Below are 21,882 nucleotides of genomic sequence, written 5' to 3'. Positions count from 1 at the left end.
AGCACTCCTCTCTTGCCCGTGCCTGACGCGCGGGCTTCAAGACGGGCGGCGGAACCGCCCGTGCAGCCGGTCCTCCAGGCCGGCCAGCGTTGTCGTGGGTTCTTAGTCTCCGGTCGCGGTGGCATTTGCCCTGAGGCGCTCCACCTCGGCCTCAGCGGCGATCGTCGCGTGTACGCGCTCGATCTGGGCGAGGACCTGCGCGACCGGGTGCCAGGTGCGCTGCAGCGCGCTCCCTGTGCACGTGAGGCGGACCACGGTGCGCGTATCGAGCACGGGCTCCCCGCCGTAAGACGCGACTTCGACGCTCTCCTGGCCCTCGACGCTTTCCTGCCGGATCAGCGCCTCGACGTGGCCGCGGAGCGTCTCGAGATCATGGCGCGCCCGCTCGGTGAAGAGCCGTCCACCGATGAAGTGCCGCCGGCAGTCGCGGAGGAGGCTCTCGAGCGTGCCGGGCAGGAGCGGGCGGAGTGCCTCGAGGTCCTGGACAGCGTGGCGCGCGGCCACAAGGGCATGCGCGGCTTCGATCTCGGGCGTGGACTCGTTTGCGCCGTGATGGGTGAACGGGTTCATTGCGAAATCCTGTGTTTCGAGCGGCATCAGTGCCGGTCAATCACTCTCCACCTCCTCTTCTTCAGGGTGCCCGGTTCGGGCGGGATCGGGACGCGTCACCGGGCGCGTGTCCCGATCCCGCCCGGGCGGGGCGCCCTTGCCCATCCTCTCCCGAGAGAAAGACAGACAACCCGTCGCGATGGCTCAGGCCGCTTTCACCATATCGGCCAGCGCCGCGTGGTACTTCCCGATCGCGGCGGTCTCGGCAAACTCGGTCCGGTAAGTCTCCTGCATGTAACGCGACGAATGACCCAGGAGCTTCTGCACGGCCCAGGCCGCGTCGGGGCGTTCCTGGCGCAGGAGGTTGGTGATGAGCGTGCGCAGGAGATGACCGGAGATCCCGAACTCCTCTTTGAGAAGCGCCGACGGGTAATAGGTGCTCATCGGCTCGAGCGTGAGACTGATGAGATTACAGCCGTCGAGCGCGCGGAGCCGTTCGCCGAGGCACCAGGCCGGGCGGCCTTCGAGGATATGCGCATCGATGAGCAGGCTCGTCAGATGCAGGAGCGGGCCGTTCTCCTTCCAGAGACCCGTCTTGGCCTGGCGGAAGGCCGGCTCCCAGAGCCCGTCGGGATGGCGCTTGATCTCGTGGCCAATCCGGAAGCCCGAGAGATCGCCCTGGCGGTCGGCGCCGTTGACCAGCATTGCGAAGATCACGGCCTTCCGGCGCAGCCGCAAAGCCGCCGCGCTATGGGCAGGCAGCTTGTCCGCTTCTTCCTTTGCCGCCAGCGCGGCCCCCAGAATGCTGTCGAGCCCGTGCTTGGCCATGAAGGCCCGGACCTTCCCGTGTTTCGCCGGTGTCTCCAGCGCTTGCTCCTCGCGACAGGCCGCGGTGATCTCGCTGAAGGTCTCCGCGCCATCGGTCGTCATGAGACCGCCCCGGATGGCGAAGCTGGCGATCCGCTCCATGTAATCGGCGATGGTGCGATAGGAGACCGGTCCGCCGGTCTTCGGGTTTTCCCGCTCGAGCATGAAGGCGAGGAAGGCCTCGGCGAGCTCGGGCGAGAACGAATCCCCGAGCGCCGTACCGGTTTCCATCGCTGCCCGCCGGGCGGTGGCGCACATGCCCACGGCTTGGATGACGGAATCCCGCGACGTCGGCGCAAGCGGCCGATACCGCTCTTCGCCGCGACGAACCCGCTGCTCAAGCCGGGGCAGGGCGGCCTGCCAGCGCTCCGGCCAGTCCTCGGGCGCAAGAGCGACCCGGCGCGACCGCGGCGGTTTCCTTGGCTTGGCGTTGTAGCGACTGTTGAGCCAGCGGTCCCATTCCTCCTTGACCGGGCGGGCTGCGGCCGTCGGTACATCCGGGGCGAAGCGCGCGAGCGCCGTCATCAGGGTCCGGAAGGCGGTGCGGCTCGCCGAGACGGCAGCGAAGTCCTCGGCCCGGACTTGCTCCGGGGCCCGCCCCTCCGCCGCCAGCCGGGCGTAGAAGCGCTCCAGGGCCGCCGGCATGCCGCGGGGCTTCAGTTCCGCCCCACGGGCAGCTTCATAAACGGCCCGGCGGATATCGGCGGAGACGCTCGGCATTTTCTTTGCGATCGCGTGGGCACGGTCTTCGAGGGGCTTAGGCTGGGTCGACATCAGGCGGCTCCTTTCAGGTTGAGGGTGGGGTTCAGGTCAGCCAGAACCTGGGCGAAGAGCTCGGCGGCGGCGCGGCCCTCGCCACGCGCGTAGAATCTTTCCACGGTGCGGTAGCTGTCGCAGAGCAGCGCGGCGATGACCGGGTAGTCGCCAGGGTGCCTGGCAAGGTAGAGGGTTGCCGCCACGTGGCGCATCATGTGCGGCGTGAGCCCCGTGAGACCGAGGCGTGCCATGGCGCGGTTCCAGGCCTTGTTGAAGCCGGCGCGCGAGAGAGAGCCGCCCCTGGTTCCGGGAAAGAGTGCGCCGTTATCATGGCACCCGGTCGTCTTGTGACGCTCGATCCATTTCGGACGTCCATGCTCGATCCAGCTCGCGATGACCTGCCAGAGCCAGCCCGGCACCGGACCCTCGATCGGCTTGCGGTTCTTCACGTTCTGCCGGGCGATGTCGATCCAGGCGCCGGCGTCGGCCTGGCGCGGCGCGAGGAGATCCGCGCCCTCGCCATCGGCGACCATCTCGTTGACGTTGCGGGTCCGGAGCGGGCGCGCGAGCTGGATTGCGATCATCGCTGCGGCCATCGAGAGATGGAGTGCCTCCGTGCGCTTGCGGTCGGGAAGCTCCTCCCAGCGATTGAACGCCCTCTTTGCCTCCCGCGCCAGGGTTTGCGGCCCGGTGACGATGGCGCGCACGATGGCCGGATCGCGGTCGATGAGCTTGACGAAGGCCTCCCGGGTGGCTGCCATCTCGCCGTCGCGGTCATTCGCGAACTCCGGATCATCGGCGATGTCTTCGATATCGAAGATCAACTCCTCGTCGAATCCATTCGCCCGCGCAATCTTGAGGAGGCTGCTGAAGTAGGTCGTCATCGAACTGGTCTGCAACGGGTCCTGGATCGTGCTGTCCTCTTCCGCTGCCCGCGCGATGTATCGTATGGCGGCGGCCTCTATCTTGTCCGGTGCGAGAAGATCCTGGAGCCGTGGGGTTTCATAGACGGTCTCCCTGTCTTTCTCCGCGTGCCGCGCGAGCCAGGAGAGGGCACCGAGATATGTCTTGCGGGCGTTTTCCTTGTTGCGGACCTGCCGTGCACCCTTCCGGCGGTTCTGGCGGGTTGCTGCAAGGCGGGCCGCGCGGCTCGCGCGCCGGTCGCGGCGGGACTGGTCCCCGATGGCACGCTTGATGGCTTTGTCACGAGACTCGAGGAAGCTTTCGGGAAAGCAGGACCAGTCGATCGGCGCGTCCCGAAGCATCGGCAGCGGGCCGATCGGGGTGTCGGGCAGGAGCCCCGCGATCGGGGCGTGCATGTTTTGTTCTCGTACCAACCGGTCGAAGAACCGGATGGAACCTCGGAAGGTCTCTACCTTGTCGGAAGGGATGGCTCGCAGGCGCGCGGCCGCGGCCGCGTTGTCGATATCGCCGGGGTGCAGGTCGCCGATACGGGCGCGCAGGTTCTCGATCGAGAGGCTGGACATGTTGGGCAGGATCCGTGTCCCCTCGGCATCGAAGGTATTCTCGACCTCTGCGACATAGCCCGCGATCCGGTCCCAGGCGGCAGCGACGCCGGCCTCTTCGGGCGTCGGTTCGGTCTCGGCCGCACGTGCTTTGCGGATCGCGGCGCCGATCTTCTTCCGCCACGTGTCGAAGGCCCGCTGGCGGGCTTCCGGGCTGGACGCCTTGAAGGCGCCGGCCCAGACGATACCGGCGGCGATCTCCGACCAGGCGCGCTCATCGGCGGGCATCTGGACGAGCTTCTTGCCGGTCAGCTTCTCGGCGCGCTTGAAGGCGGCCTTGTAGGCTGCGCAGGAGCTCTCGGTGTAGAGCTGGGGAAGGCGGAGATAGACGTCTTGCAGGGTGTCGATAGGCATGTAAGGCCTCCATTCATGGTTGTGAAATCGTTCATCAGTTGGGTGGACCGTTCATCCGGGGGGCGGGCCGTTCATTCACCGGGTGATGAACGGAACGCCCCCCGAGGTTTGGGCCGTAAACTTGAGGGGGCGTTTCGTTCGCGGCGCCGAAAACCCAGTCATTTGCCGGGTTTTCCGTTCAGAACGGCCGCCGGCGCGGTGCGCCTCGAGACCTGGGGCAGGGGCGCTCATGACCAGCCCTCGAGCCAGCGCGCGACCTCTGCCGACACGAAGCGATAATCCCGGCCGATCCGGCGACATGGGAGCTCGCCCGCGCGGGCTTTCGCGATGATGGTGTCGGACTGATATGGACAGAGGGCGGCCACATCTTCGGGCCGCATCAGGGCCGCGCGGTAGGCCTCCTCCAGCCCCTCGGGTGGCGGGCCGCCCTCGAAGGCGAAGACGTCCTGCTCGGCGTAGCCGACCGTACGGCCGCGTCGGCGCGCGGGCAGGCGCCCGTCAAGCTGGGCGCGGTAGAAGAAGCTGTCTCTGACGTCCTTCTTCCAGCGCGCCCGAAGCTCTGCCCGGCTCCAGAGCCGGGAAAAGACCGGATCCTGTTCCCGGACGCATGCATGGGGTTTGTCGTCGTGGTGTTCTTGCATCGGGGTCTCCTTTCCCGAAAGAAAGGGGTTCGATGGCGGCTGACCCAAAACGGATTATAAAGATTCATAGGTCATCGAGTTTTCCGCGGCGGTCTTCAAAGAGCGGCGACGCTCGGTCGGTGACCCGTTTCTATGCTTCGCTGAACGATATTCATGCTCGGCGGGTATCCAAGGCGAGCGTCACACACGGCCCCTACCGGCCCTTCATACTACTCAAAGCGAATGGCAGCTTCGGGGATGCAGTCAGAAAGACCCTGTCCACGGCGGCCGCCGCAGTATTGGGCGTGGCCCAATGGGGCATCGGCCGGTCGATTTTGACTTCGCCTTGGCTGACCCCGTGCAGTGTAACCCGTCATCGCCCATGCCTCGGGGCAAGCGCCAGCGCGCCAAGCCCGGCGCCGGCGAGTCCCGACGCCGCACCGAGCCAGGGCCAGAGACCCGGAAGGATCGAGAACAGGAACAGGTAGTCTTGCGCCGCGGCCCAGATCGGCCAAGCGATCAGCGCCGTCGCCGCCCCGCCCGCCATCAGGCGTGGGATAGCGGGCCGCCGGGTGCGGCGGACGGCGGTCCAGCCCCCCAACGCTGCAACCACGAGACAGAGCGTGATGGCGCCCCGCGCCAACCACTCCGCCCAGAGAACGCGTGCCATGCCGACCGGCGCCACTCCCAGGCTTTCCGACCAGTCCCGCAGGATCATGGCGAAAAGCGGCCAGGCGCGCTGGCTGTTCGACAGGATCACGATGCCGTCGCCGGTATCGGGCACGAGATGCATGTGGCTCATCCAGCCGTAGCCCTGTCCGCCATGCCAGACGGCCGCGCGCCCGTCCGACAGCGTTTCGGTGAAATGCCCCAGTCCGTAGCCTTGGGCGGCGAAACCGAACAGGCCGCCGACCTCGACCTCGGCCCGGTGCAGGGCTGCGACGCCCCCGGGTGACAACACCTCCTGGTTTGCATCGGCCATGCCCGCCGCGGTGAAGCGGGCGATGTCGGCGGCCGTCGCGAAAAGCCCGCCCGAGGCGCGCCCGGGATAGACGTAAGGCGCGACTGGCCGCCCACGCAGGTCATGGCCGATGGGCATTTCCGCGCCGGGCCAGTCGAAGCTCGACCGTGTCATGCCGAGGGGCGACAGTACCTCCCGGTACATCAGCTTGCCAAAATCCTCGCCCGTGCAGTCCTCGATTACCAGTTCAGCCAGGTTGAAGCCGGTGTCGGAATAGGAAAAGCCCGATCCTGGCGCCGCGATCAGGTTGAAGTCCTGCGCGATATGCTCGGGCAGCGCGGGCAACGCGCTGGCCGGCGGAAAGCGCGCGGCATAGTCGCCCAGGCCGAGCCCCGCGCTGTGGCTGAGAAGCGCGCGCGGCGTGATCCGGCCGGCCGCCTCGGGCAAAGTCCAGCGGGTCAGACACGCGGCGATCGGGGCATCGAGATCCAGCCGGCCGGCTTCGGCCAACGTCATCGCCCCCCAGGCCGTGACCGGCTTGGATATGGATTCGACGCGGAACAGCGCATCGGCGGTCATCGGACGCCCCTGCCCTGCGTCAGCCATGCCGAAGGCCCCGGTCCAGGCAGCCGCACCGCCCTCGATCAGGACAACGACCGCGCCCGTCACGCCGTCGGCCGCCATGCGGTCCGGAACGACGTCTGCCAGCCGGTCGGAAAGTGCCGAGGACGTGCCGCCCACGGGGCTGGCCTGGGCGGCAAGCGCGGCAACCAGTGCCAGCGGCAAGATCAAGGAAGCGATGGAACACGAACGCATCGTTTTACTGGATCACAGGGATCGCCGGAGCGGAAAGAATTTCTGGCCGCACTCTACACGACCGCAGAGCGACCTTGAGCCAACTTTCCTGCGTTTCGCGGCAATGGTGCGCTTCAGCACTTTGCTCGCAAGTGGAATAGTACCTTAACGAATGCCTGATAGCAGGTTGGCACACATTGCGTTTCAGTTGAGAGTTCGCCGGCCACGCCGGCCACGCCGGCCACGCCGGCCGTAGGTCCCAGACCGATCATGCACTAAGACTGAAACCGGACCGCTCGATCGGGGCAGGTCACCGGTTCTTGTAGTCGCTCGTGCCCGGAGAGCGCATCAGCCTTGCAGAGTTAGTCTTTTCCGGCGTCTCATAGATCGTGGCCTTTAGGCTCGCCGTTTGCATCCACTTTCTTGTTCGTCCTGTGCCCGCGCTGCATGGCGAGCAGCAAGAGCGGTAGTCCCGTCGCCAGGCCGAGACCGACGGCAATCCATTCTGCACCCCCGAGCTGGTTTTCCATGGCGGCACGTCCAAAATGCGCGAGCAAGAAGCTGGCGGGCAGGATGCCTGCAAGTGTCGCCACCGCGAAACGCCAGAAGTGAAGGCAGCTGAGGCCGGCCGCATAGCTCATGGCGTCAAAGGACACGAAGGGCAGCAGGCGGCTTACGAAAACGGTGAGCGTCAGCGCATTCTGCGAGCCGAGCAGGCCATGATCGACCTTGTCGCCCAGCAGCTGCGTGATCGGGCCGCGCCCAAGCCGTCGCGCAATCGTAAACGCGCCAAGAGCGCCTGCTTCTGCCCCCACCGCAACGTAGGCCGTGCCGGCGTAATGTCCGTAGGCGGCGCCCGCGGCGAGGGCGATCGGGGCGCTCGGGATCGGGCTGGCCACGACCGCGGCGGTCATCAGGGCGATCACCGCAAGGGGCCCCCACACCCCCGCGCGGTCTACCCAACGCTCAACGCGCGCCTGCTCGATGTTACTGGGCAGCCAGCCGGCAATCCACGCGATGATCAGGGCTGCGGCCACGGCGATCGCGACGCGGGCCCCCAGGTTCCCGCGATGCCGGGGCAAGCCGGGCAGCCTTTCGCCCGCGCGAGTCATCTCAGGCCAGACCTGGTGGCAATTCGGCCAGCGCGGCACTCATGCTGACGACCGGCAGACCGGCCCTCAGCCAGCCGGGTCCGGCCCGGGACCCGAGCATGCCCTCGGAGACATCTGCATAGCCACCGTATCCCGCACGCATGAGGGCCCCCAGCAGGGTCGCCGATCGCCCGCCCGTCGCGCAGATCAGGCCAATATCGCGATCCCCTGCCAGGTCTCTTGCGGCGAAGAAGCGCTCGGGAAAACCGTCTTCGTGCATGCTGATCGGCCAGACCCCGAGGCCGACACCGGTTTCCTGCCACTCTTCGCGTGAGCGCACGTCGATGACGCGGGTGGTGTCGGCTTGAAGGGCTGCGAACGCCTCTGCGGCAGACCATGTCATGCGCGGCTGCGCCTGTAGGCCGGCGATGCCCGTGGCGAACGGCGCAGCCGAAACGCCGAGAAAGAAGTGACGACGAGTCCAGTCAAGTGCCATCGGTCTCCTCCTGCCGGTCAGATTTCCTCGATGACGGCCGCAAGCATCGAACGGACCTCTGACGCGACCGATTTAAGGCTCTGGTTGTTTATCGCCTGCATGGAGGCGACCGGGTCGATGGCGCTGACTTCCACGCCGTCCGCGACCTCGCGCAGGATCACGTTGCAGGGCAGCATGGCTCCGGCGCGCGGTTCGATCTCGAGGGCCTCGTGGGCCATTTGCGGGTTGCAGGCCCCGAGGATACGGTAGCCGTCGATCTCGGCCCCGATCTTCTGTTTCAGGGTCGATGTCACGTCGATCTCGGTCAGGACGCCGAAACCGTGGTTCGAGAGCGCGGCGCGGGCACGGGCGTCCACGTCGTCCAGACTGGCGCCGGCGATGGTGCGGTTGATCGTGTAACTCAAAAGGCTTCTCTATTCATTGCCATGGCAGACCGGCCGCCGGGGGCGGCCGGTCTTGACGCTTCAGAAGGGCGGCGCTCAGTTGTCGTTCATCATGCGGCCCTGGCCCATGCCGCGCTGCTGGCCGCCCTGCGGGCCCATGTCCTGGCGCCGCTGCCACATCTCGCGGCGCTGGTCGTTCAGGCGCTGGAAGCGTTCCATCCGGTCGGCGGGCGCGCGCATCTCGTCGTCGGTGATCCGCCCGTCGCCGTTTTCGTCGAGGGTCTGGAAACGGTCCACGACCATGTTGCGGATCATCGCGGCGTGGAAGGCCTCGAATTCCTCCAGCGTCATCGTTCCGTCGTCGTCGCTGTCGAATTCAAGCATCCGCGCGGAGACGCCCTCGCGCATCTCGTCGGGCGTTACCCGGCCGTCGCCGTCGGCGTCGAGCTGTTCCAGCATGTTGCCCATCATGGCGGGCCCGTGCATGCCGCCCATCATGCCGGCACCGCCCATCATCATGCCGTAGCCCTGCATCATGTGTCCGCCATCGTAGCCGCCGCCGTAGCCACCCATCATGCCATGGCCCTGCATCATGTGTCCGCCGGCATAGCCTTCACCATAGCCGCCCATCATGCCCGGGCCGTGACGATAGCCCTGGCCGCGGCCCTGTCCGTGGTGGTCCCACATGCCGGTGCCGTGCATCGGTGTGGCCCCGTCGCCCGCGGTCCCGCCGGGGCCGTGGGCCAGCGCGGGCATCGCCGCGAGCCCCAGCGCGGCACAGGTCGTCAGGATGAGTGTCGATCTGGCATTGCGTGTCATGGCTGTCTCCTCCTTTGCAAGGATCATGATATCCCAAACTTGGGGGTCAGTCTGCCATGCACAAAGCCGTGCACGGCAAGGATCGTGTCGCAGAGGGTCACAATCCCGCGGTCTGATACAGTCTGCGACAAATCTCTGCCCAAACGCCCGGGCCATGCCGTTAGGTTCCCGGCAGGACCCCAAGAGGCCGAGAAGGGATGAACACCGAGACCGCACCGCATATCCTCATCGTGGACGATCACCGGGAGATCCGGGACGCGCTGACGCGCTACCTGGAAAAGAACGGCATGCGCGCCACCGCCGTGCGCGACGCCCCCGAGATGGACGCCGCGCTGCGGACCGGCCGCTTTGACCTGATCGTACTCGATGTGATGATGCCGGGCGAGGACGGCCTGTCCGTCTGCCGGCGGCTCTCGGCCGAGGGCAGCGGGCCGATCCTGATGCTGACCGCACTCGGCGAGGAAACGGACCGGATCGTCGGTCTCGAGATCGGGGCGGACGACTACCTGCCCAAGCCCTTCAATCCCCGCGAATTGCTGGCACGGATTAAGGCGATCCTGCGGCGCCGCGGGCCCGAGCCCCAGCCGGAATGCGGGGCGTTTGCCGGACAGCGGGTGCGCTTCGCGGGCTGGACGCTGGATACCGACAGCCGGTGCCTGACGGGCGTGGCAGGCCGCGAGGTGCCCCTGACCACGGCCGAGTTCCGCCTGCTCTGCGTCTTCCTGCAGCGCCCGCGCCTTGTCCTGAGCCGCGATCAGCTTCTTGACCTGACGCGCGGACGGGCGCCGCAACTCTTCGACCGGGTGATCGACAACCAGGTCAGCCGGCTCCGCCGCAAGATCGAGCCGGACCCTGCCCGCCCCGGGATCATCGTGACCGTGCGCGGCGGCGGCTACAGCCTCTCGGCCGATGTGGAGGTGGTGCCATGAGCCTTCCCGGCGGCCTGTCCAGCCTGCGGGCGCGGCTGGTGGCGCTGATTCTCGCGGCGCTTGCCGTCGCGCAGCTGGTCAGTCTCTATTTCTTCGTCGACGAGCGAGAAATGGCGGTGCGGACGGCCATCGGGCTCGAGGCCGCGGCGCGGGCCGCGAACATCGCGCGCCTGATCGAGGACGCGCCGGCCGATCTGCACGCGGCGATCCTGCGCTCCGCGACCTCGCCGCTGGTGCGGTTCCGGATGCAGGACGCGCCCAGCGTCGATCACCGCGACCACGGAGCCGGCGGAGCCATCGAGCGCCGTATCCGCGCGATTCTCGACGGCCCGGCAGAGCGCGATATCCGCGTCGAACTGCATCGCAGGTCCGGGCTCTCGGACCCGGTGCGGCCCTTGCCGCCCGAGATGCGCCCGATGCACCGGGCCATGCTGGAAAGTCACACCGAGCCGGTGGAGATGCTGCTCTCGATTGGGCTGGCGGACGGGCGCTGGCTCAACGCGCGGACGATGTTCCATCGCCCGCCCCTGCAATGGGCCTGGAGCACGGTGCTGACCTTTCTCGTCAGCGCGGCGCTGATCGTCGCGGTGGTCTGGGTGGCGCTCGGGCGGATCATCGGCCCGCTGACGGCACTGGCCGGCGCCGCGGACCGGCTTGGCCGCGGCGAGAGGGTGGCCGAGATCGCACCGACCGGCCCGGCGGAACTGCGCCGCCTGACCGAGGCGTTTAACCGGATGCAGGCCCGGCTGACGCGGTTCCTGGGCGAACGCACCCGGCTTCTGGCCGCCCTCGGTCATGACCTGCGCTCGCCGCTGACCGCGATGCGGGTGCGGCTGGAACTGCTCGATGACGACGAGAACAAGGCCCGGCTGACGGCGATGGTGGACGAGATGCAGACCATGGTGGAGGCGACGCTCGGCTTTGCGCGCGGCATGGCCGTGGGCGAGGCGTCGGAAACGCTCGACCTGGCCGGGCTCGCACGGGATCTCGCTGCGGAGGCTGGCACGCCCGACGCTCCGGTGCGCGTCATCGAGGCCATGCCGGCACCCGCGCGCATCCGGCCCGGCAGCTTCCGGCGCGCCCTGCGCAACGTGATCGAGAACGCCGTCCGCTATGGCGGCGGTGCCGAGATCGCCGTCCGTCCGGGCGACGGTGACGTCGCGATCACGGTCCATGATCGGGGGCCCGGCATCCCGGAAGACGACCTCGACAACGTGTTCGAGCCCTTCGTCCGTCTCGAGACGTCGCGCAGCCGAGAGACGGGCGGGGTGGGGCTCGGCCTCGCCATCGCGCGTACGATCCTGCACGCCCATGGCGGGGAGATCAGCCTCGCCAACCGGTCCGATGGCGGGCTCTGCGTGACACTCACCCTGCCGGCGGCGCCGGCGGAAACCCTGGAAGGAGAAACGACATGAAACTCTTGTCACTGACCACGGCGGCTGTTCTCACCTCCGCGACCGCAACGCTGGCCGGCCCCGGAGACGGTTCGGTTTACGGTGGCCCTATGTGGGACGGCGGCCACATGTGGGGCGGGGGCTATGGCTTCGGTCTCTTCGGCGGGCTGTTCACGCTGCTGTTCTGGGGCGCGCTCATCGTCCTTGCCGTTTTCGCGGTGCGCTGGCTGATGGACCGCGACAATGGCGGGTCGGGCAGCGGCCGCTGGGGCGGTTCCGCCGAGGATATCCTCAAGGACCGCCTCGCCAAGGGCGAGATCGATGCCGAGGAGTACCGCGATCGCATGAAGACCCTGCGCGAGGATCAGTGAGTTGCATGCAGGGTTCGGGAGTCAGATGACATGAACAGAACGGTAATTATCCTCGGCGGTGTCTTGGCGGCCGGGGCGCTCGGGTATGCGGTTCTCTCCATGATGGGCGGCGACGACCCGGGCGGGGATCGATCTGCAACCGCCCCCGGCGCCCCGATGGTCGAGGTGGCTCTGCCGGCGACGCTGGGGGACGCGGCCCGCATGGGCAAGGTTGCCTTCGAGGCGCAGTGCGTCACCTGCCATGGTGAGAACGCCGCTGGGAAAGCCGGAAACGGCCCCCCGCTGGTTCACAAGATTTACGAACCGGGCCACCACGCCGACTATGCCTTCCAAATGGCGGTCGAGAACGGGGTGCAGGCGCATCACTGGTCCTTCGGCGACATGCCGCCGGTGGAGGGCCTGACGCGATCCGACGTCTCGAACATCGTGGCCTATGTCCGTACCCTCCAGCGCGCGAACGGGATCAACTGAGGACGATGGTGTCACACGTCATCCGCAACCCTGTCTGGAGCCTCCTGCCGGGATGGTGCAGGTTCGCGGCGGCGCTGGCTGTCTGCCTCGCCGTGGTAGTCGGCGCCGCGCATGCGCATCCGGTACCGGCGCACGGTAACACCGATCATGGCAGCGCGGAGTCCGCACCCCATGGGCATGCCCAAGTCGGAAGTTGCGCGGTGGACCTGGCGGTGTGCCAGGTGCTGCCGGCGACCCTCCCGGCGGCCGTCGCCCGTCGGATCGCGTTCGCGCGCTCCCGCATCCGGGTCGCCAGGGCGACGGGTCTGCGCGCGCTTGCGGACCCGGAACCGCGTGCGCCCATCCCGATCTCTTCAGTCGAGTAAGCCAGCATCAGACTATATTCGACTTCGGAAGAGAAAGGACACCGGACATGAACAAAATCACTCCGCGCGCCCTCGGGGCGGCGCTTCTTACGACGTGCCTTGCAGCAACCGCGGCGCAGTCAGCCGGCTCTCACGCCGGTGGCCATGGACATAGCGAGGCGGAGGCCGACATCGGCACACCTGCCGCCACGTCGGCCGCCAACCGCGAGGTGCGGGTTAGCATGGGCGAAATGTTCTTCGAGCCCGCGCGCATCGACGTAGAGCAGGGCGAGACCGTGCGTTTCGTCGTTACGAACGCGGGCGATTTCGTGCACGAGTTCGCACTCGGCACGGCCGCGATGCACGGCGCCCACGCTGCCGAGATGTCGCGGATGATGGAAGCGGGCGTGATCGGTGGCGGCCAGATCCATCACGACATGATGGAGGAGGCCGGCATGATGCACCAGGATCCCAACAGCCTTCTCCTTGAGCCCGGGGAGACTGGGACCCTGACATGGACCTTCGATGGCGACGCGGCGCTGGAACTTTCCTGCAATGTTCCTGGCCATCGCGAGAGCGGTATGCAGGGAGAGCTCAGGTTACACGAAGCTCGCGCCGACGGATCGTGATCCCAATGGCCGGGCGCGCCGGTAAGGGGCGTCCGGCCGCTGCGAACCGCCAGCATCGCTCACTTTCCTGTCAGCCCGGCGGGACTGGTTCCCGCGCTGCCTTCCGCCTGTCACCAACCAAAACGAGACCGGAGAAACACATGCCCGACAGACTTTCCCGCCGCCGCTTCCTCGCCACCGCGATGGCCTTTGGTGCCGCCGCCGCGGCGCCGGTGCACGCGGCCGCCCCGGCCATTCACGTCGTGAAGGATCCGAATTGCGGATGCTGCACCGCCTGGATCGAGATCCTGCGCGCCGAGGGCTTCACCGTGACGACCGAGCATGCCGGGCAGGAGGCACTCTACGAGTTCAAACACCTGAGCGGCATCCCGGCCGACATGGCGTCCTGCCATACCGCGCGGATTGGTGGCTACGCGATCGAAGGGCATGTTCCCGCCGCTGATATTCGCCGCCTTCTCGAGATGAGACCGGATGCCGTCGGGCTGGCCGTGCCCGGCATGCCCTACGGTTCCCCCGGCATGGGGCCCGAAAGCGCGCGCGAGGCCTACGACGTCTACTTGATCGGCCGCGATGGCAGCGCCGAGGTGTTCAGCAGCTACGAGGCCGCCTAAGACAAGGCGGCCGTTCGTGCCCCACGCAGAGAACGGCCGCTTCCCGCCCTTTATGACTGTTGCTCGCAGGCGATCGTGCGCTGTCACAACCGCAGCAGTGATACCGTCCAGATAATCCGGAATCTCATCGCCATGGCGAAAGAGCTCTGGGAGCAGCCCGCGGATGATCACTCCGAAGAGCAGCGGGCTTTCTACGATAGGGGCCGCACACGGAGAGACGGCACCGCCTCTCCGCGGCTTGAGCTTTAGGCGGCCGGCGCCAGGATCGGCGAGGTCTTCTCGATGAGCGCCCGGTGCAGGAGCCGGATGGCCTCCTCGCTCTCGGCGCGGCTCATGATGAACTGGATATCCACGTTGCGCGGTCCCTGCGTGACGGCGAGCGGGGTCAGCCCGGCCTTCGCCATCTGCGCGAGACCCTCGGCGAGCGCGTTCGTTCCCGAGAGATCGCGTCCGACGACCGAGACGAGCGAGAGCTTCTGCGCCGTGATCTCGGAGTCCGGATACATCTTCGCCAGATCGCGCTCGACGCGGCGCACGGCTTCCATCGAGCTGTCGACGTAATGGGTGATGGTATTGGCATTCGAGGCCTTCGCCACGATCCAGACCTTGTGGCGCGTCAGCGCCTCCAGGATCGCCGCGTCATAGCCCTTCACACCGACCATGTCGGGCTCGAAGAGCTCGAAGGCGATGACCGGCAGCGCGGTCACAATCTCGACGCCGGACTCGTCGGCCGGCATCTCGTCGATCAGCGTGCCCGGGTCGCGCGGCTCGAAGGCGTTGGTTACGCGCAGTGGGATCCCCGCCTGGCGCAGCGTCTTCGCAGCCGAGGGGTGGACGGCCTCCATCCCGAGATTCGAGAGCTGGTCGGCCACGTCGTAATTCGTCCGCCCTGTCTTCCGGACCACGTTCGCGCCCACGAGTGCCGGGTCGGCAGAGGACAGGTGGTACTCCTTGTGAATGATCGCTTCCGCAGCTCCCGTGACCACGGCTACCTTCGAGAAGGTCACTTCCGAATACCCGCGGTCGTAATGAGCCATGAGACCCTCGCTGCATTGCGCGTAGCCGGTCACGATCGGCAGCTCGCGCTCCAGGTCAACCGTGTCGAGGCCCTGGCGGATCCGCTCCTCGAGCGTGACCTCCGCCTCGTCGCGCCAGCCCGAGAGATCGACGAAGCGGGCATTGACGCCCGCGCGCCGCAGCAGAATCGCCGTCACCATCGCGGAATGCGCCTCCCCGAGCCCCGAGAGGAGCTCGCGCGTCATCCCGATATGCTGGGAAAGCTGGAAATGCCCATAGGAGCAGAGCCTCTGGAGATCCAGCAGGCAGGAGCGCACCCCCCTCGATCCGCTCGCGCACGAAATCATCGGCGTCCTGGATATCGGCCGGGGCCTCCAGGATTTCGCGATGGGTCTCGCGCATCGTCTCGCCCACGCGCGTTAGCGCGTCCGACCATCCCTGGTCGCTGTCGGAGTCGGCGAAGAGGGCATGCACGCCCGGCGTGCCGTCCTTCTTGTTCTCGAGCAGAAGGTTCGTGATGCCGCCATAGGCGGAGACGACGAAGATCCGGTTATAGGGATCCTTGCCGTCATTCATCAAAAGCGGCTCGAGAAGCTCGCGCGAACGGCTCATGGACGTGCCGCCGATCTTCTCGACGGAATGCTTGGCATTGGTCATCTGGCTCTCACGCCCCTCCGGGCGCGCTCCTGTTCCGGTTCGGGGTTGAAGCGGTGGCGGGTCGGGTCTCAGGCGATCTTGACGACCTTCGCCGAGGACGCGGCCACGACCGCGGCCTCGAGGATATCGAGACCTTCCTTGAGAACGGCGATTGGCGTGGTCAGCGGCGCGAGGACCTTGACCACCTCGTCATGGGCGCCCGAGGTCTCGATGATGAGCCCGTTCGCGAAGCAGGTGGCGCAGATTTCCTCGGCCATTTCGCCCGAGCCGACATCGATGCCCTGCATCATGCCGCGACCTTTGAGCGACGCGCCGTCGATATGAGCGGCGATCTCGGCCAAGCGCTCGTGCAGAAGCTCGCCCTTGCGCTTTACTTCGCCGGCGAAGGCGTCGTCGCGCCAGAACTTCTCGAGCGCGATGCGCCCGGTGACGAAGGCATGCGTGTTGCCGCGGAAAGTGCCGTTATGCTCGGCTGGCTTCCAGATATCGTGCTCCGGCTTCACCAGGAGAGCCGCGAAGGGCAGGCCGAAGCCCGACAGCGACTTGGCCAGCGGGATCAGGTCGGGCGAGATGCCCATCCCGTCGAAGGAGAAGAACTCGCCCGTGCGGCCGATGCCGGCCTGGATATCGTCGACAATGAAGAGTGCGCCGTGCTTGCGGGCAAGGTTTTCCACGCCCTGCAGCCACTCCCTGGAAGCGGCGTTCAGCCCGCCCTCGCCCTGGACGGTTTCCAGGATGAAAGCCGCTGGTGCGTCGATGCCGCTCGAGGGGTTCTCGAGCATGGCCTCCGCGATCACGAGCGTGTCGGCGTCCTCACCCATCGATCCCTCGAAAGGGAGATGCGTGACATCGCCAAGGGCCACGTCTCCCCCACCATCGCGCTTCGCGGCGTTGCCGGTGAGCGCCAGCGAGCCGAGGGTCATGCCATGAAAGCCGTTGGTGAAGGAGATGACGTTCTTGCGGCCGGTCACCTTGCGCGCCAGCTTCAGCGCGGCCTCGACGGCATTGGTGCCGGTCGGGCCGGTCATCATCACCTTGTGATCCATGCCGCGCGGCTTGAGGATCAACTCTTCGAAGCTCTCGAGGAAGGCAGCCTTGGTGTCGGAGTGCATGTCGAGCCCGTGTGCAATTCCGTCGCCGGCGATATGCTCGATGAGCGCGGCCTTCATGTCCGGGTCGTTATGACCGTAGTTCAGCGACGAGCACCCGGCGAGGAAGTCGATATAGGCCTTCCCGTGCGTATCGATGAGATGGCTTCCCTTCGCCGTGGAAAAAACCGTGTCAAAGCTGCGGCTATAGCTCCGCACCTCGGATTCACGTCGCTCAAAAATCGATTTGTCCGCTGCATGGGCGGTGGTCATGATTGTCCTCGCTGTCATTGAAATGGGTGAGGGCACGGCGGAGCATCCGCCGCGCCAGGCTGGGAGAAGAGCGCCCTCAGGCGGCTTTCTTCAGATCCTCGGTCGTCAGATCGATGGTGACCATGTATTCGGTCGCCGCGGTCCCGTCGAAATGCTCGTCGCGGGTGAAATGCGGTTCGTGATCCATCTCGCCTTCCCTGCGCTCGCAGAAGCGCGAGAAGAGCGCCCAGCTCGCCTCGTTGGAGCGGGTGATGGTGGTCTGCAGGCGGGTCACGTCCTTGCAGGCCGGCCGGCGCAGGAGTGCCTCGAGCATGCGGCTCGCAAGCCCCATGCCGCGGGCGGTTTCGGACACGGCCACCTGCCAGACGAAGACCGTGTCCGGATCGCTCGGCTTGATGTAGCCGGAAATCCAGCCGACAACGTCACCCTTCATCTCCGCCACCACGCAGGTATCCGCGAAGTCCGTGCACTGGATCAGGTTGCAGTACATGGAGTTCTCGTCGAGCGGCTTGCTCTCGCGGATCAGGTTCCAGATCGCCGCGCCATCGGTATCCTCCGGCTTGCGGAAGGTCAGCTCCGGGCGCTTCATCGGAACAGGGGGCGGTGTCATGTATCGGTCTCCCGTTTGTTTCGGTTGCCTAACTATATGGGGCAAGAGACCCCCTCGATGGAACCGGGGAATGCTGATTTTACTCAAAAAAATTGCTTTACGATGGCTAAGGACGTGGATTTCCTCCACATGGCAAAGGCTTATGCGATACGCGGGACCGCGCCCGCGCGAGACTGATTCCGCGGCCATCTCTGCTTCAGTGCACGAAAGGTCAAATCACGCGCCGAAGTCTGCACTGGCGCACTATGCGGGGAGAATGAGTCGCTCCGTCCAGCCGGCAAGCTTCTCGGCGGCATCGCGCAGGTATTGCGCCTGGCTTGCGCCAACGAGGTGCCTTCGGGGCTTGAGATCATGGTCGCCGTCCTCGAGCCAGAAGATCTCGATCCGGTCCGACAGCGGGTAGACCGCGACTTCGTCGCGGCTGCCGAAGGGATCACGCGTGCCCTGGCAGATCAGGGTCGGCGTCTCGAGATGCTCGAGATGGGCCGTGCGCAGGGTCTCGGGCTTCCCCTGGGGATGGAAGGGAAAGCCGAGACAGAACAGCCCGAGGATCGCCCGTGAGGCGTGGAACTCGTCGGCCACGAGGCTCGCGACGCGCCCCCCCATCGACTTGCCGCCGATGATCAGCGGCCCCTCCGCCGCCAGGTCGCGGATCGCGTCGCGGTACTCCGCGCAGAGAATACCGAGGCGTGGCGGTGGCCGCTTCGCCCCGCCTGTGCGGCGCCGGGCCATGTAGTCGAACTCGAAGCGCGCGACGCGAAATCCGGCGCTCGCGATCTCGGAGGCGACCGTCTCCATGAAGGGCGTGTCCATCGGTGCGCCCGCGCCATGGGCGAGGAGGACCGTCACCCGGCCGTTGCCGTCGAACAAGAAATCCATCGCGTCTCACGTTTCCTCTTAGGAAAGAGAAGCCCGAACTGCCCTTGAAGGCAAGCTTGCCCTGGAAACGGGCAACGGGCCCACTCAAATCATCGGCCACCCCAGTACGCGGAAAGGCCCCATGACAGATCTTTTCGACGCCTCGACCGACCAGGCCAGAAACCGCTTACGTAATTACTCGCGCGGGCGGGTAGAGAAGGGTTAGGAGGGCAATTCGCCGGAGCAGCCATCGGTATCTCTGCCGAGATATTCCGATGCCCGCCTTTCGATCATGCCGGGGGACTGGGGGTGTCATCGCGACCGAGTTTCTGGGTACGGCCCCAGAAACTACGGCTTTCGATGGCATCAAATGCCGAAAACACTGAGAAAAAGGCCTTATTTTATTGACTTTTCGCCTTCTGGCTCTGTCTTCGGGAGGCAGGGGTCGTAGGTTCGAATCCTGCCACTCCGACCAATAAAACAAGGGCCCCGCGCGGGCCCTTTTTCGTGGAAGGCGCCGCGTTTCTGGAAACCGGCGGAAACGCCGCCACCGTCTGCTCACTGCCCTCGGACCCATGACTATCCATCGGCGCCGAAAAAGCGCACACTCTCGGATGCCCGCATCCGTCGCGATGCATTCAACGGGCCCAACGGGAATCGGAGAGGCACTTGCGCTATTCCATTCTTCTCGAGGACGCGGATGGCGTTTCCTATTTTGAAGATCGGGAAGCCGATCTGAGGCTTCAGGATTTCGTGCCGCCGGCATCGCCCCCGCAGATCTCGGACCGGGTGCCCGCGGTGGGCTTTGTCTTCTTGACCCTGCCCGCGGGATGGAAGGGGGTTCAGCACCGTTCTCCGCATCGCCAGATTGCCGCGATCCTTTCCGGCAGTTTCCGGGTCGAGGCTGGAAATGGCGAAGGTCGCGTATTCACCGCCGGAGACCTGTTCTGGATGGAGGACACCTCGGGGTCCGGGCACATCTCGTCGGCCGAAGGCGGCATGCCCGTATCGATGGTGATAACCCAGCTTGGCTGAGTGCGGGCGACGGCGGCGCCATGCCCAGGTCTTCGCACGCGCCGCCTATCGCGTGGCCGGATGGCTCCTTTGATGCGCAAGCGCGCCGTCCCCGGGATTGGGAAAACGCCCTCGGAATAGCGTCGAGCCGATCAAATGACCCGGATAAATCGGCCGGGGGCAGCGCAGCCCCCGACCGGGCGCCCTAGCCCGTCGCCGGCGTGTAGCTGGCCGCGGCGGACTTGGCCCCCTTCATCGCCTCCATGGCCTCGCTCGCCGTCATGAGCTTCGTTGTCTTCCCGCCGGAGAAGGCGCCGGAGGCGCCGACCGCGAGGGCGCAGGCCGCCATGGCGGCATCATCCGGCGCCTCGATCAGGGCCACGACGTCATCATCCCCGAAGCAGAAGAACAGGTGATGGAGCTTGCCACCGACAGCCTCGATCAACGGGCGGGCGCCCGCCTCGCGGTCTTGCGGCGTATCGACGAGAGCCTTGATGGCATCGGCGGTATACCGCCCCTGGAACAAATAAAATGGCATGGAACTCTCCCTGTGATGAATGGTTTTTCTTGAGTTACGGGCAAATGGCGGCACAAAAAAAAATCCGCCGCACCCGCGGATAGCATACCCCAAAAAGGGTATTTCTGTCGCGCCGGGAATAGCGACGCCGCGGCCATGGCGTTGCCGGTCGGGCCGTCCGCCGGGACGACGACGCGGCATCACCCGCAATCCGTGGCTTCGCGGAGCCAGCCCGCGCCTGCGTTCCTGGCGACCTTCGCGCGATATATCCGCGCATGACCCGGGCTGGCGCCGACGTCCCGGCCAAGGGACAGCCGTGGTCGCCGGATACGGCGGGGTTTGCGCCTGCGTCGTGCCTTTCCGCTCAGATCGGCTGCACCGCGGAGAGACCGGTTTCAGTGATGATCAACGTATCTTCAGAATTTCTGGTTTGATTTGCCCGGGGACTCCCTGCCCCAATTCGAGGAAGTCGGCGTCGGGCCTGCGAAGAGATCACCAGTCGAGAATGCGACCGGGCCTTCGGGGCGTCGTCAAGTGAAGACAAAACACCAGGGAGAAAACCAATGAAACGTGTGCTCATGTCAGCTGCCATGCTGGGAATGGCCGGTACGGGGGCTGCGCAGGCGGCCTGCGGCGAGGTCTCCATCACCGAAATGAACTGGGCTTCGGCCCAGATCGTGACCTCGGTCTCCAAGTTTCTCATGGAACAGGGCTATGGCTGCGACGTCGCCACCGTGCCGTCGGCGACCGTGCCCGCCGTGACCTCGCTGTCGGAAAACGGCGAGCCGGATATCGTGACCGAGCTCTGGCTGAATTCGACCGGCGAGGTCTATGCCCGGCTCGAGGCCGAGGGAAAGGTGGAGCCCGTGGCCGACATCCTGGCGCCCGGCGGGGTCGAGGGCTGGTGGGTGCCCGCCTACCTGGTGGAGGAACATCCCGAGCTGGCCACCGTCGAAGGCATCATGGCCAATCCCGAGCTGGTCGGCGCGCGCTTCGACAATTGCCCCGACGGCTGGGGATGCCGGATCGTCAACGATAACCTGATCCCGGCGCTGGGTCTCGAGGCCGCGGGCGTCGAGATCTTCAACCACGGCTCGGCCGAGACGCTCTTCACCTCGCTTGCCTCGGCCTACGAGGACGGGGCGCCGTGGTTCGGTTACATGTACGGACCGACCGCGGTGCTCGGCAAATACGATATGGTCAAGGTCGAGATCGGCCCGATCGACGAAGAGATTCACGCCGCCAACCAGAACCAGGACAACGCCGATCCCGGCGTCTCGGATTTCCCCCCGGCACCGGTGCTGACCGTCGTCACCGCGGAATTCCGGGACCGCGAACCGGAGATCGCCGAGCTGATGAGCAAAGTCAGCTTCGACATCAACGTGATGAACGCGCTTCTGGCGTGGAAGGACGCGAACAACGCCTCGGTCGAAGAGACGGCGGTGCATTTCATCACCGAGAACCCGGATACCTGGTCGGGCTGGGTCAGCGACGCGGCGCGCGCCGAGTTGTCCGCGCTGCTGCAGTAACCGCAGGCGGGCGGGGCCGGCTGGCCCCGCCCCGGCCGGGACGGGGGGCGGATCATGGCGACCTATGACTTCATCTTCGACGGGCTTGGCCTGCGCGACTGGTGTGCCGGCGACGGCAGCGGCGGCGGCGGGCCGATGTCGATGGCCGACCTGATCGCGCGCAAGGCCGGCGAGGGCGCCGATGCCGGGACGTCGCTCTGGGACCTGCCCTTCCCGTCGCTCGACGCGCTGAACGACGCCTGTGAGGCGATCCCGCAGTCGCGCAACCTGACCAAGGGCCTCGAAGAGGGGTTCCTGGCGGTCAAGGACGACCTGCAGGTGGTGCTCGACCCGGTCACGCAGCCGCTCAGCTG

General features: G+C 66.4%; 21 protein-coding genes and 2 pseudogenes. 9 read left to right on the top strand and 14 right to left on the bottom strand.

The window, feature by feature from the left end; all coding sequences use genetic code 11:
• Window positions 1–102: 102 nt before the first annotated feature.
• The 9 genes from ACQ5SP_RS16420 to ACQ5SP_RS16380 all read right to left on the bottom strand — a co-directional run bounded on the left by ACQ5SP_RS16420 (window position 103) and on the right by ACQ5SP_RS16380 (window position 9,217).
• Window positions 103–597 carry a hypothetical protein gene (locus tag ACQ5SP_RS16420; protein WP_430939490.1) on the bottom strand — a complete coding sequence of 165 codons (495 nt, stop codon included), beginning with the start codon at window positions 595–597 and terminating at the stop codon, window positions 103–105.
• Between the two features lie 156 nt (window positions 598–753).
• The gene (locus ACQ5SP_RS16415) at window positions 754–2,061 is read right to left on the bottom strand and encodes a hypothetical protein (RefSeq protein ID WP_430939489.1); all 1,308 of its coding nucleotides are present in this window, start codon (window positions 2,059–2,061) and stop codon (window positions 754–756) included.
• Window positions 2,062–2,189: 128 nt separating this feature from the next.
• A complete protein-coding gene (locus tag ACQ5SP_RS16410) occupies window positions 2,190–4,052 on the bottom strand; it encodes a tyrosine-type recombinase/integrase (protein WP_430939488.1) in 1,863 nt (620 codons plus the stop codon).
• A gap of 227 nt (window positions 4,053–4,279) precedes the next feature.
• Entirely contained in the window at window positions 4,280–4,693 is a 414-nt protein-coding gene (locus ACQ5SP_RS16405) for a helix-turn-helix domain-containing protein (protein ID WP_430939487.1), read from the bottom strand.
• A gap of 352 nt (window positions 4,694–5,045) precedes the next feature.
• Entirely contained in the window at window positions 5,046–6,419 is a 1,374-nt protein-coding gene (locus ACQ5SP_RS16400) for a serine hydrolase domain-containing protein (RefSeq protein ID WP_430939486.1), read from the bottom strand.
• 389 nt (window positions 6,420–6,808) lie between these two features.
• On the bottom strand, window positions 6,809–7,540 hold the full coding sequence (locus tag ACQ5SP_RS16395; RefSeq protein WP_430939485.1) for a TVP38/TMEM64 family protein: 732 nt from the start codon (window positions 7,538–7,540) through the stop codon (window positions 6,809–6,811).
• 1 nt (window position 7,541) lies between these two features.
• A complete protein-coding gene (locus ACQ5SP_RS16390) occupies window positions 7,542–8,015 on the bottom strand; it encodes a rhodanese-like domain-containing protein (protein WP_430939484.1) in 474 nt (157 codons plus the stop codon).
• 17 nt (window positions 8,016–8,032) lie between these two features.
• A complete protein-coding gene (locus ACQ5SP_RS16385) occupies window positions 8,033–8,419 on the bottom strand; it encodes a DUF302 domain-containing protein (RefSeq protein WP_430939483.1) in 387 nt (128 codons plus the stop codon).
• Window positions 8,420–8,494: 75 nt separating this feature from the next.
• The gene (locus ACQ5SP_RS16380; RefSeq protein ID WP_430939482.1) at window positions 8,495–9,217 is read right to left on the bottom strand and encodes an EF-hand domain-containing protein; all 723 of its coding nucleotides are present in this window, start codon (window positions 9,215–9,217) and stop codon (window positions 8,495–8,497) included.
• 197 nt (window positions 9,218–9,414) lie between these two features.
• Between ACQ5SP_RS16380 and ACQ5SP_RS16375 the strand changes: the two genes are divergently transcribed.
• The 6 genes from ACQ5SP_RS16375 to ACQ5SP_RS16350 all read left to right on the top strand — a co-directional run bounded on the left by ACQ5SP_RS16375 (window position 9,415) and on the right by ACQ5SP_RS16350 (window position 13,966).
• Window positions 9,415–10,146, top strand: a complete 732-nt coding sequence (locus ACQ5SP_RS16375; RefSeq protein WP_430939481.1) for a response regulator — start codon at window positions 9,415–9,417, stop codon at window positions 10,144–10,146.
• Window positions 10,143–11,561 (top strand): ATP-binding protein, encoded by a 1,419-nt coding sequence (locus ACQ5SP_RS16370; protein WP_430939480.1) that lies wholly within the window; start codon window positions 10,143–10,145, stop codon window positions 11,559–11,561. The genes ACQ5SP_RS16375 and ACQ5SP_RS16370 overlap by 4 nt, the downstream gene beginning before the upstream one ends.
• Window positions 11,558–11,911: an SHOCT domain-containing protein gene (locus tag ACQ5SP_RS16365; protein WP_430939479.1), complete on the top strand. Its 354-nt coding sequence runs from the start codon at window positions 11,558–11,560 to the stop codon at window positions 11,909–11,911. The genes ACQ5SP_RS16370 and ACQ5SP_RS16365 overlap by 4 nt, the downstream gene beginning before the upstream one ends.
• 30 nt (window positions 11,912–11,941) lie before the next feature.
• A complete protein-coding gene (locus ACQ5SP_RS16360; RefSeq protein ID WP_430939478.1) occupies window positions 11,942–12,382 on the top strand; it encodes a c-type cytochrome in 441 nt (146 codons plus the stop codon).
• 412 nt (window positions 12,383–12,794) lie between these two features.
• Complete coding sequence (locus ACQ5SP_RS16355; RefSeq protein ID WP_430939477.1) at window positions 12,795–13,355, top strand: cupredoxin domain-containing protein; 561 nt, start codon at window positions 12,795–12,797, stop codon at window positions 13,353–13,355.
• Window positions 13,356–13,495: 140 nt separating this feature from the next.
• Window positions 13,496–13,966: a DUF411 domain-containing protein gene (locus ACQ5SP_RS16350; RefSeq protein WP_430939476.1), complete on the top strand. Its 471-nt coding sequence runs from the start codon at window positions 13,496–13,498 to the stop codon at window positions 13,964–13,966.
• Window positions 13,967–14,211: 245 nt separating this feature from the next.
• Here the strand turns inward: ACQ5SP_RS16350 and ACQ5SP_RS16345 are convergent.
• From ACQ5SP_RS16345 to ACQ5SP_RS16330, 4 genes and pseudogenes are all read right to left on the bottom strand, one after another.
• Window positions 14,212–15,640, bottom strand: a pseudogene (locus ACQ5SP_RS16345) (aspartate kinase).
• A 68-nt stretch (window positions 15,641–15,708) separates the two neighbouring features.
• A complete protein-coding gene (gene ectB / locus ACQ5SP_RS16340) occupies window positions 15,709–17,001 on the bottom strand; it encodes a diaminobutyrate--2-oxoglutarate transaminase (protein WP_430939475.1) in 1,293 nt (430 codons plus the stop codon).
• Window positions 17,002–17,077: 76 nt separating this feature from the next.
• Window positions 17,078–17,611, bottom strand: a complete 534-nt coding sequence (gene ectA / locus ACQ5SP_RS16335; protein ID WP_430939474.1) for a diaminobutyrate acetyltransferase — start codon at window positions 17,609–17,611, stop codon at window positions 17,078–17,080.
• Window positions 17,612–17,854: 243 nt separating this feature from the next.
• Window positions 17,855–18,490, bottom strand: a complete 636-nt coding sequence (locus ACQ5SP_RS16330) for an alpha/beta family hydrolase (protein WP_430939473.1) — start codon at window positions 18,488–18,490, stop codon at window positions 17,855–17,857.
• A gap of 648 nt (window positions 18,491–19,138) precedes the next feature.
• Here ACQ5SP_RS16330 and ACQ5SP_RS16325 point away from each other — a divergent pair.
• Window positions 19,139–19,504, top strand: a complete 366-nt coding sequence (locus tag ACQ5SP_RS16325) for a hypothetical protein (protein WP_430939472.1) — start codon at window positions 19,139–19,141, stop codon at window positions 19,502–19,504.
• Window positions 19,505–19,688: 184 nt separating this feature from the next.
• On the opposite strand, the gene ACQ5SP_RS16320 is transcribed toward ACQ5SP_RS16325, so the two are convergent.
• The gene (locus tag ACQ5SP_RS16320) at window positions 19,689–20,021 is read right to left on the bottom strand and encodes a GYD domain-containing protein (protein ID WP_430939471.1); all 333 of its coding nucleotides are present in this window, start codon (window positions 20,019–20,021) and stop codon (window positions 19,689–19,691) included.
• Between the two features lie 542 nt (window positions 20,022–20,563).
• Between ACQ5SP_RS16320 and ACQ5SP_RS16315 the strand changes: the two genes are divergently transcribed.
• Window positions 20,564–21,529 carry an ABC transporter substrate-binding protein gene (locus ACQ5SP_RS16315; protein ID WP_430939470.1) on the top strand — a complete coding sequence of 322 codons (966 nt, stop codon included), beginning with the start codon at window positions 20,564–20,566 and terminating at the stop codon, window positions 21,527–21,529.
• A gap of 54 nt (window positions 21,530–21,583) precedes the next feature.
• Window positions 21,584–21,882 (top strand): annotated as a pseudogene (locus tag ACQ5SP_RS16310) (glycine/betaine ABC transporter permease); the annotation flags it as partial.

The sequence above is a fragment of the Rhodovulum sp. YNF3179 genome, assembly GCF_050586465.1.
Classification (GTDB): Bacteria; Pseudomonadota; Alphaproteobacteria; order Rhodobacterales; family Rhodobacteraceae; genus CAJXYS01.
The sequence above is the reverse complement of the archived record's forward strand: the minus strand, read 5'-3'. Positions and strand labels throughout refer to the sequence as shown.

Excerpts from the sequence above, each read along its gene's own strand:
- ACQ5SP_RS16320 (WP_430939471.1), bottom strand. The coding sequence starts at position 20,021 with ATGCCATTTTATTTGTTCCAGGGGCGGTATACCGCCGATGCCATCAAG.
- ACQ5SP_RS16395 (WP_430939485.1), bottom strand. The coding sequence starts at position 7,540 with ATGACTCGCGCGGGCGAAAGGCTGCCCGGCTTGCCCCGGCATCGCGGG.
- ACQ5SP_RS16365 (WP_430939479.1), top strand. The coding sequence starts at position 11,558 with ATGAAACTCTTGTCACTGACCACGGCGGCTGTTCTCACCTCCGCGACC.
- ACQ5SP_RS16380 (WP_430939482.1), bottom strand. The coding sequence starts at position 9,217 with ATGACACGCAATGCCAGATCGACACTCATCCTGACGACCTGTGCCGCG.
- ACQ5SP_RS16330 (WP_430939473.1), bottom strand. The coding sequence starts at position 18,490 with ATGGATTTCTTGTTCGACGGCAACGGCCGGGTGACGGTCCTCCTCGCC.
- ACQ5SP_RS16375 (WP_430939481.1), top strand. The coding sequence starts at position 9,415 with ATGAACACCGAGACCGCACCGCATATCCTCATCGTGGACGATCACCGG.
- ACQ5SP_RS16355 (WP_430939477.1), top strand. The coding sequence starts at position 12,795 with ATGAACAAAATCACTCCGCGCGCCCTCGGGGCGGCGCTTCTTACGACG.
- ACQ5SP_RS16410 (WP_430939488.1), bottom strand. The coding sequence starts at position 4,052 with ATGCCTATCGACACCCTGCAAGACGTCTATCTCCGCCTTCCCCAGCTC.
- ectB (WP_430939475.1), bottom strand. The coding sequence starts at position 17,001 with ATGACCACCGCCCATGCAGCGGACAAATCGATTTTTGAGCGACGTGAA.
- ACQ5SP_RS16370 (WP_430939480.1), top strand. The coding sequence starts at position 10,143 with ATGAGCCTTCCCGGCGGCCTGTCCAGCCTGCGGGCGCGGCTGGTGGCG.
- ACQ5SP_RS16390 (WP_430939484.1), bottom strand. The coding sequence starts at position 8,015 with ATGGCACTTGACTGGACTCGTCGTCACTTCTTTCTCGGCGTTTCGGCT.
- ACQ5SP_RS16360 (WP_430939478.1), top strand. The coding sequence starts at position 11,942 with ATGAACAGAACGGTAATTATCCTCGGCGGTGTCTTGGCGGCCGGGGCG.
- ACQ5SP_RS16415 (WP_430939489.1), bottom strand. The coding sequence starts at position 2,061 with ATGCCGGCGGCCCTGGAGCGCTTCTACGCCCGGCTGGCGGCGGAGGGG.
- ACQ5SP_RS16405 (WP_430939487.1), bottom strand. The coding sequence starts at position 4,693 with ATGCAAGAACACCACGACGACAAACCCCATGCATGCGTCCGGGAACAG.
- ACQ5SP_RS16350 (WP_430939476.1), top strand. The coding sequence starts at position 13,496 with ATGCCCGACAGACTTTCCCGCCGCCGCTTCCTCGCCACCGCGATGGCC.
- ectA (WP_430939474.1), bottom strand. The coding sequence starts at position 17,611 with ATGACACCGCCCCCTGTTCCGATGAAGCGCCCGGAGCTGACCTTCCGC.
- ACQ5SP_RS16420 (WP_430939490.1), bottom strand. The coding sequence starts at position 597 with ATGCCGCTCGAAACACAGGATTTCGCAATGAACCCGTTCACCCATCAC.
- ACQ5SP_RS16315 (WP_430939470.1), top strand. The coding sequence starts at position 20,564 with ATGAAACGTGTGCTCATGTCAGCTGCCATGCTGGGAATGGCCGGTACG.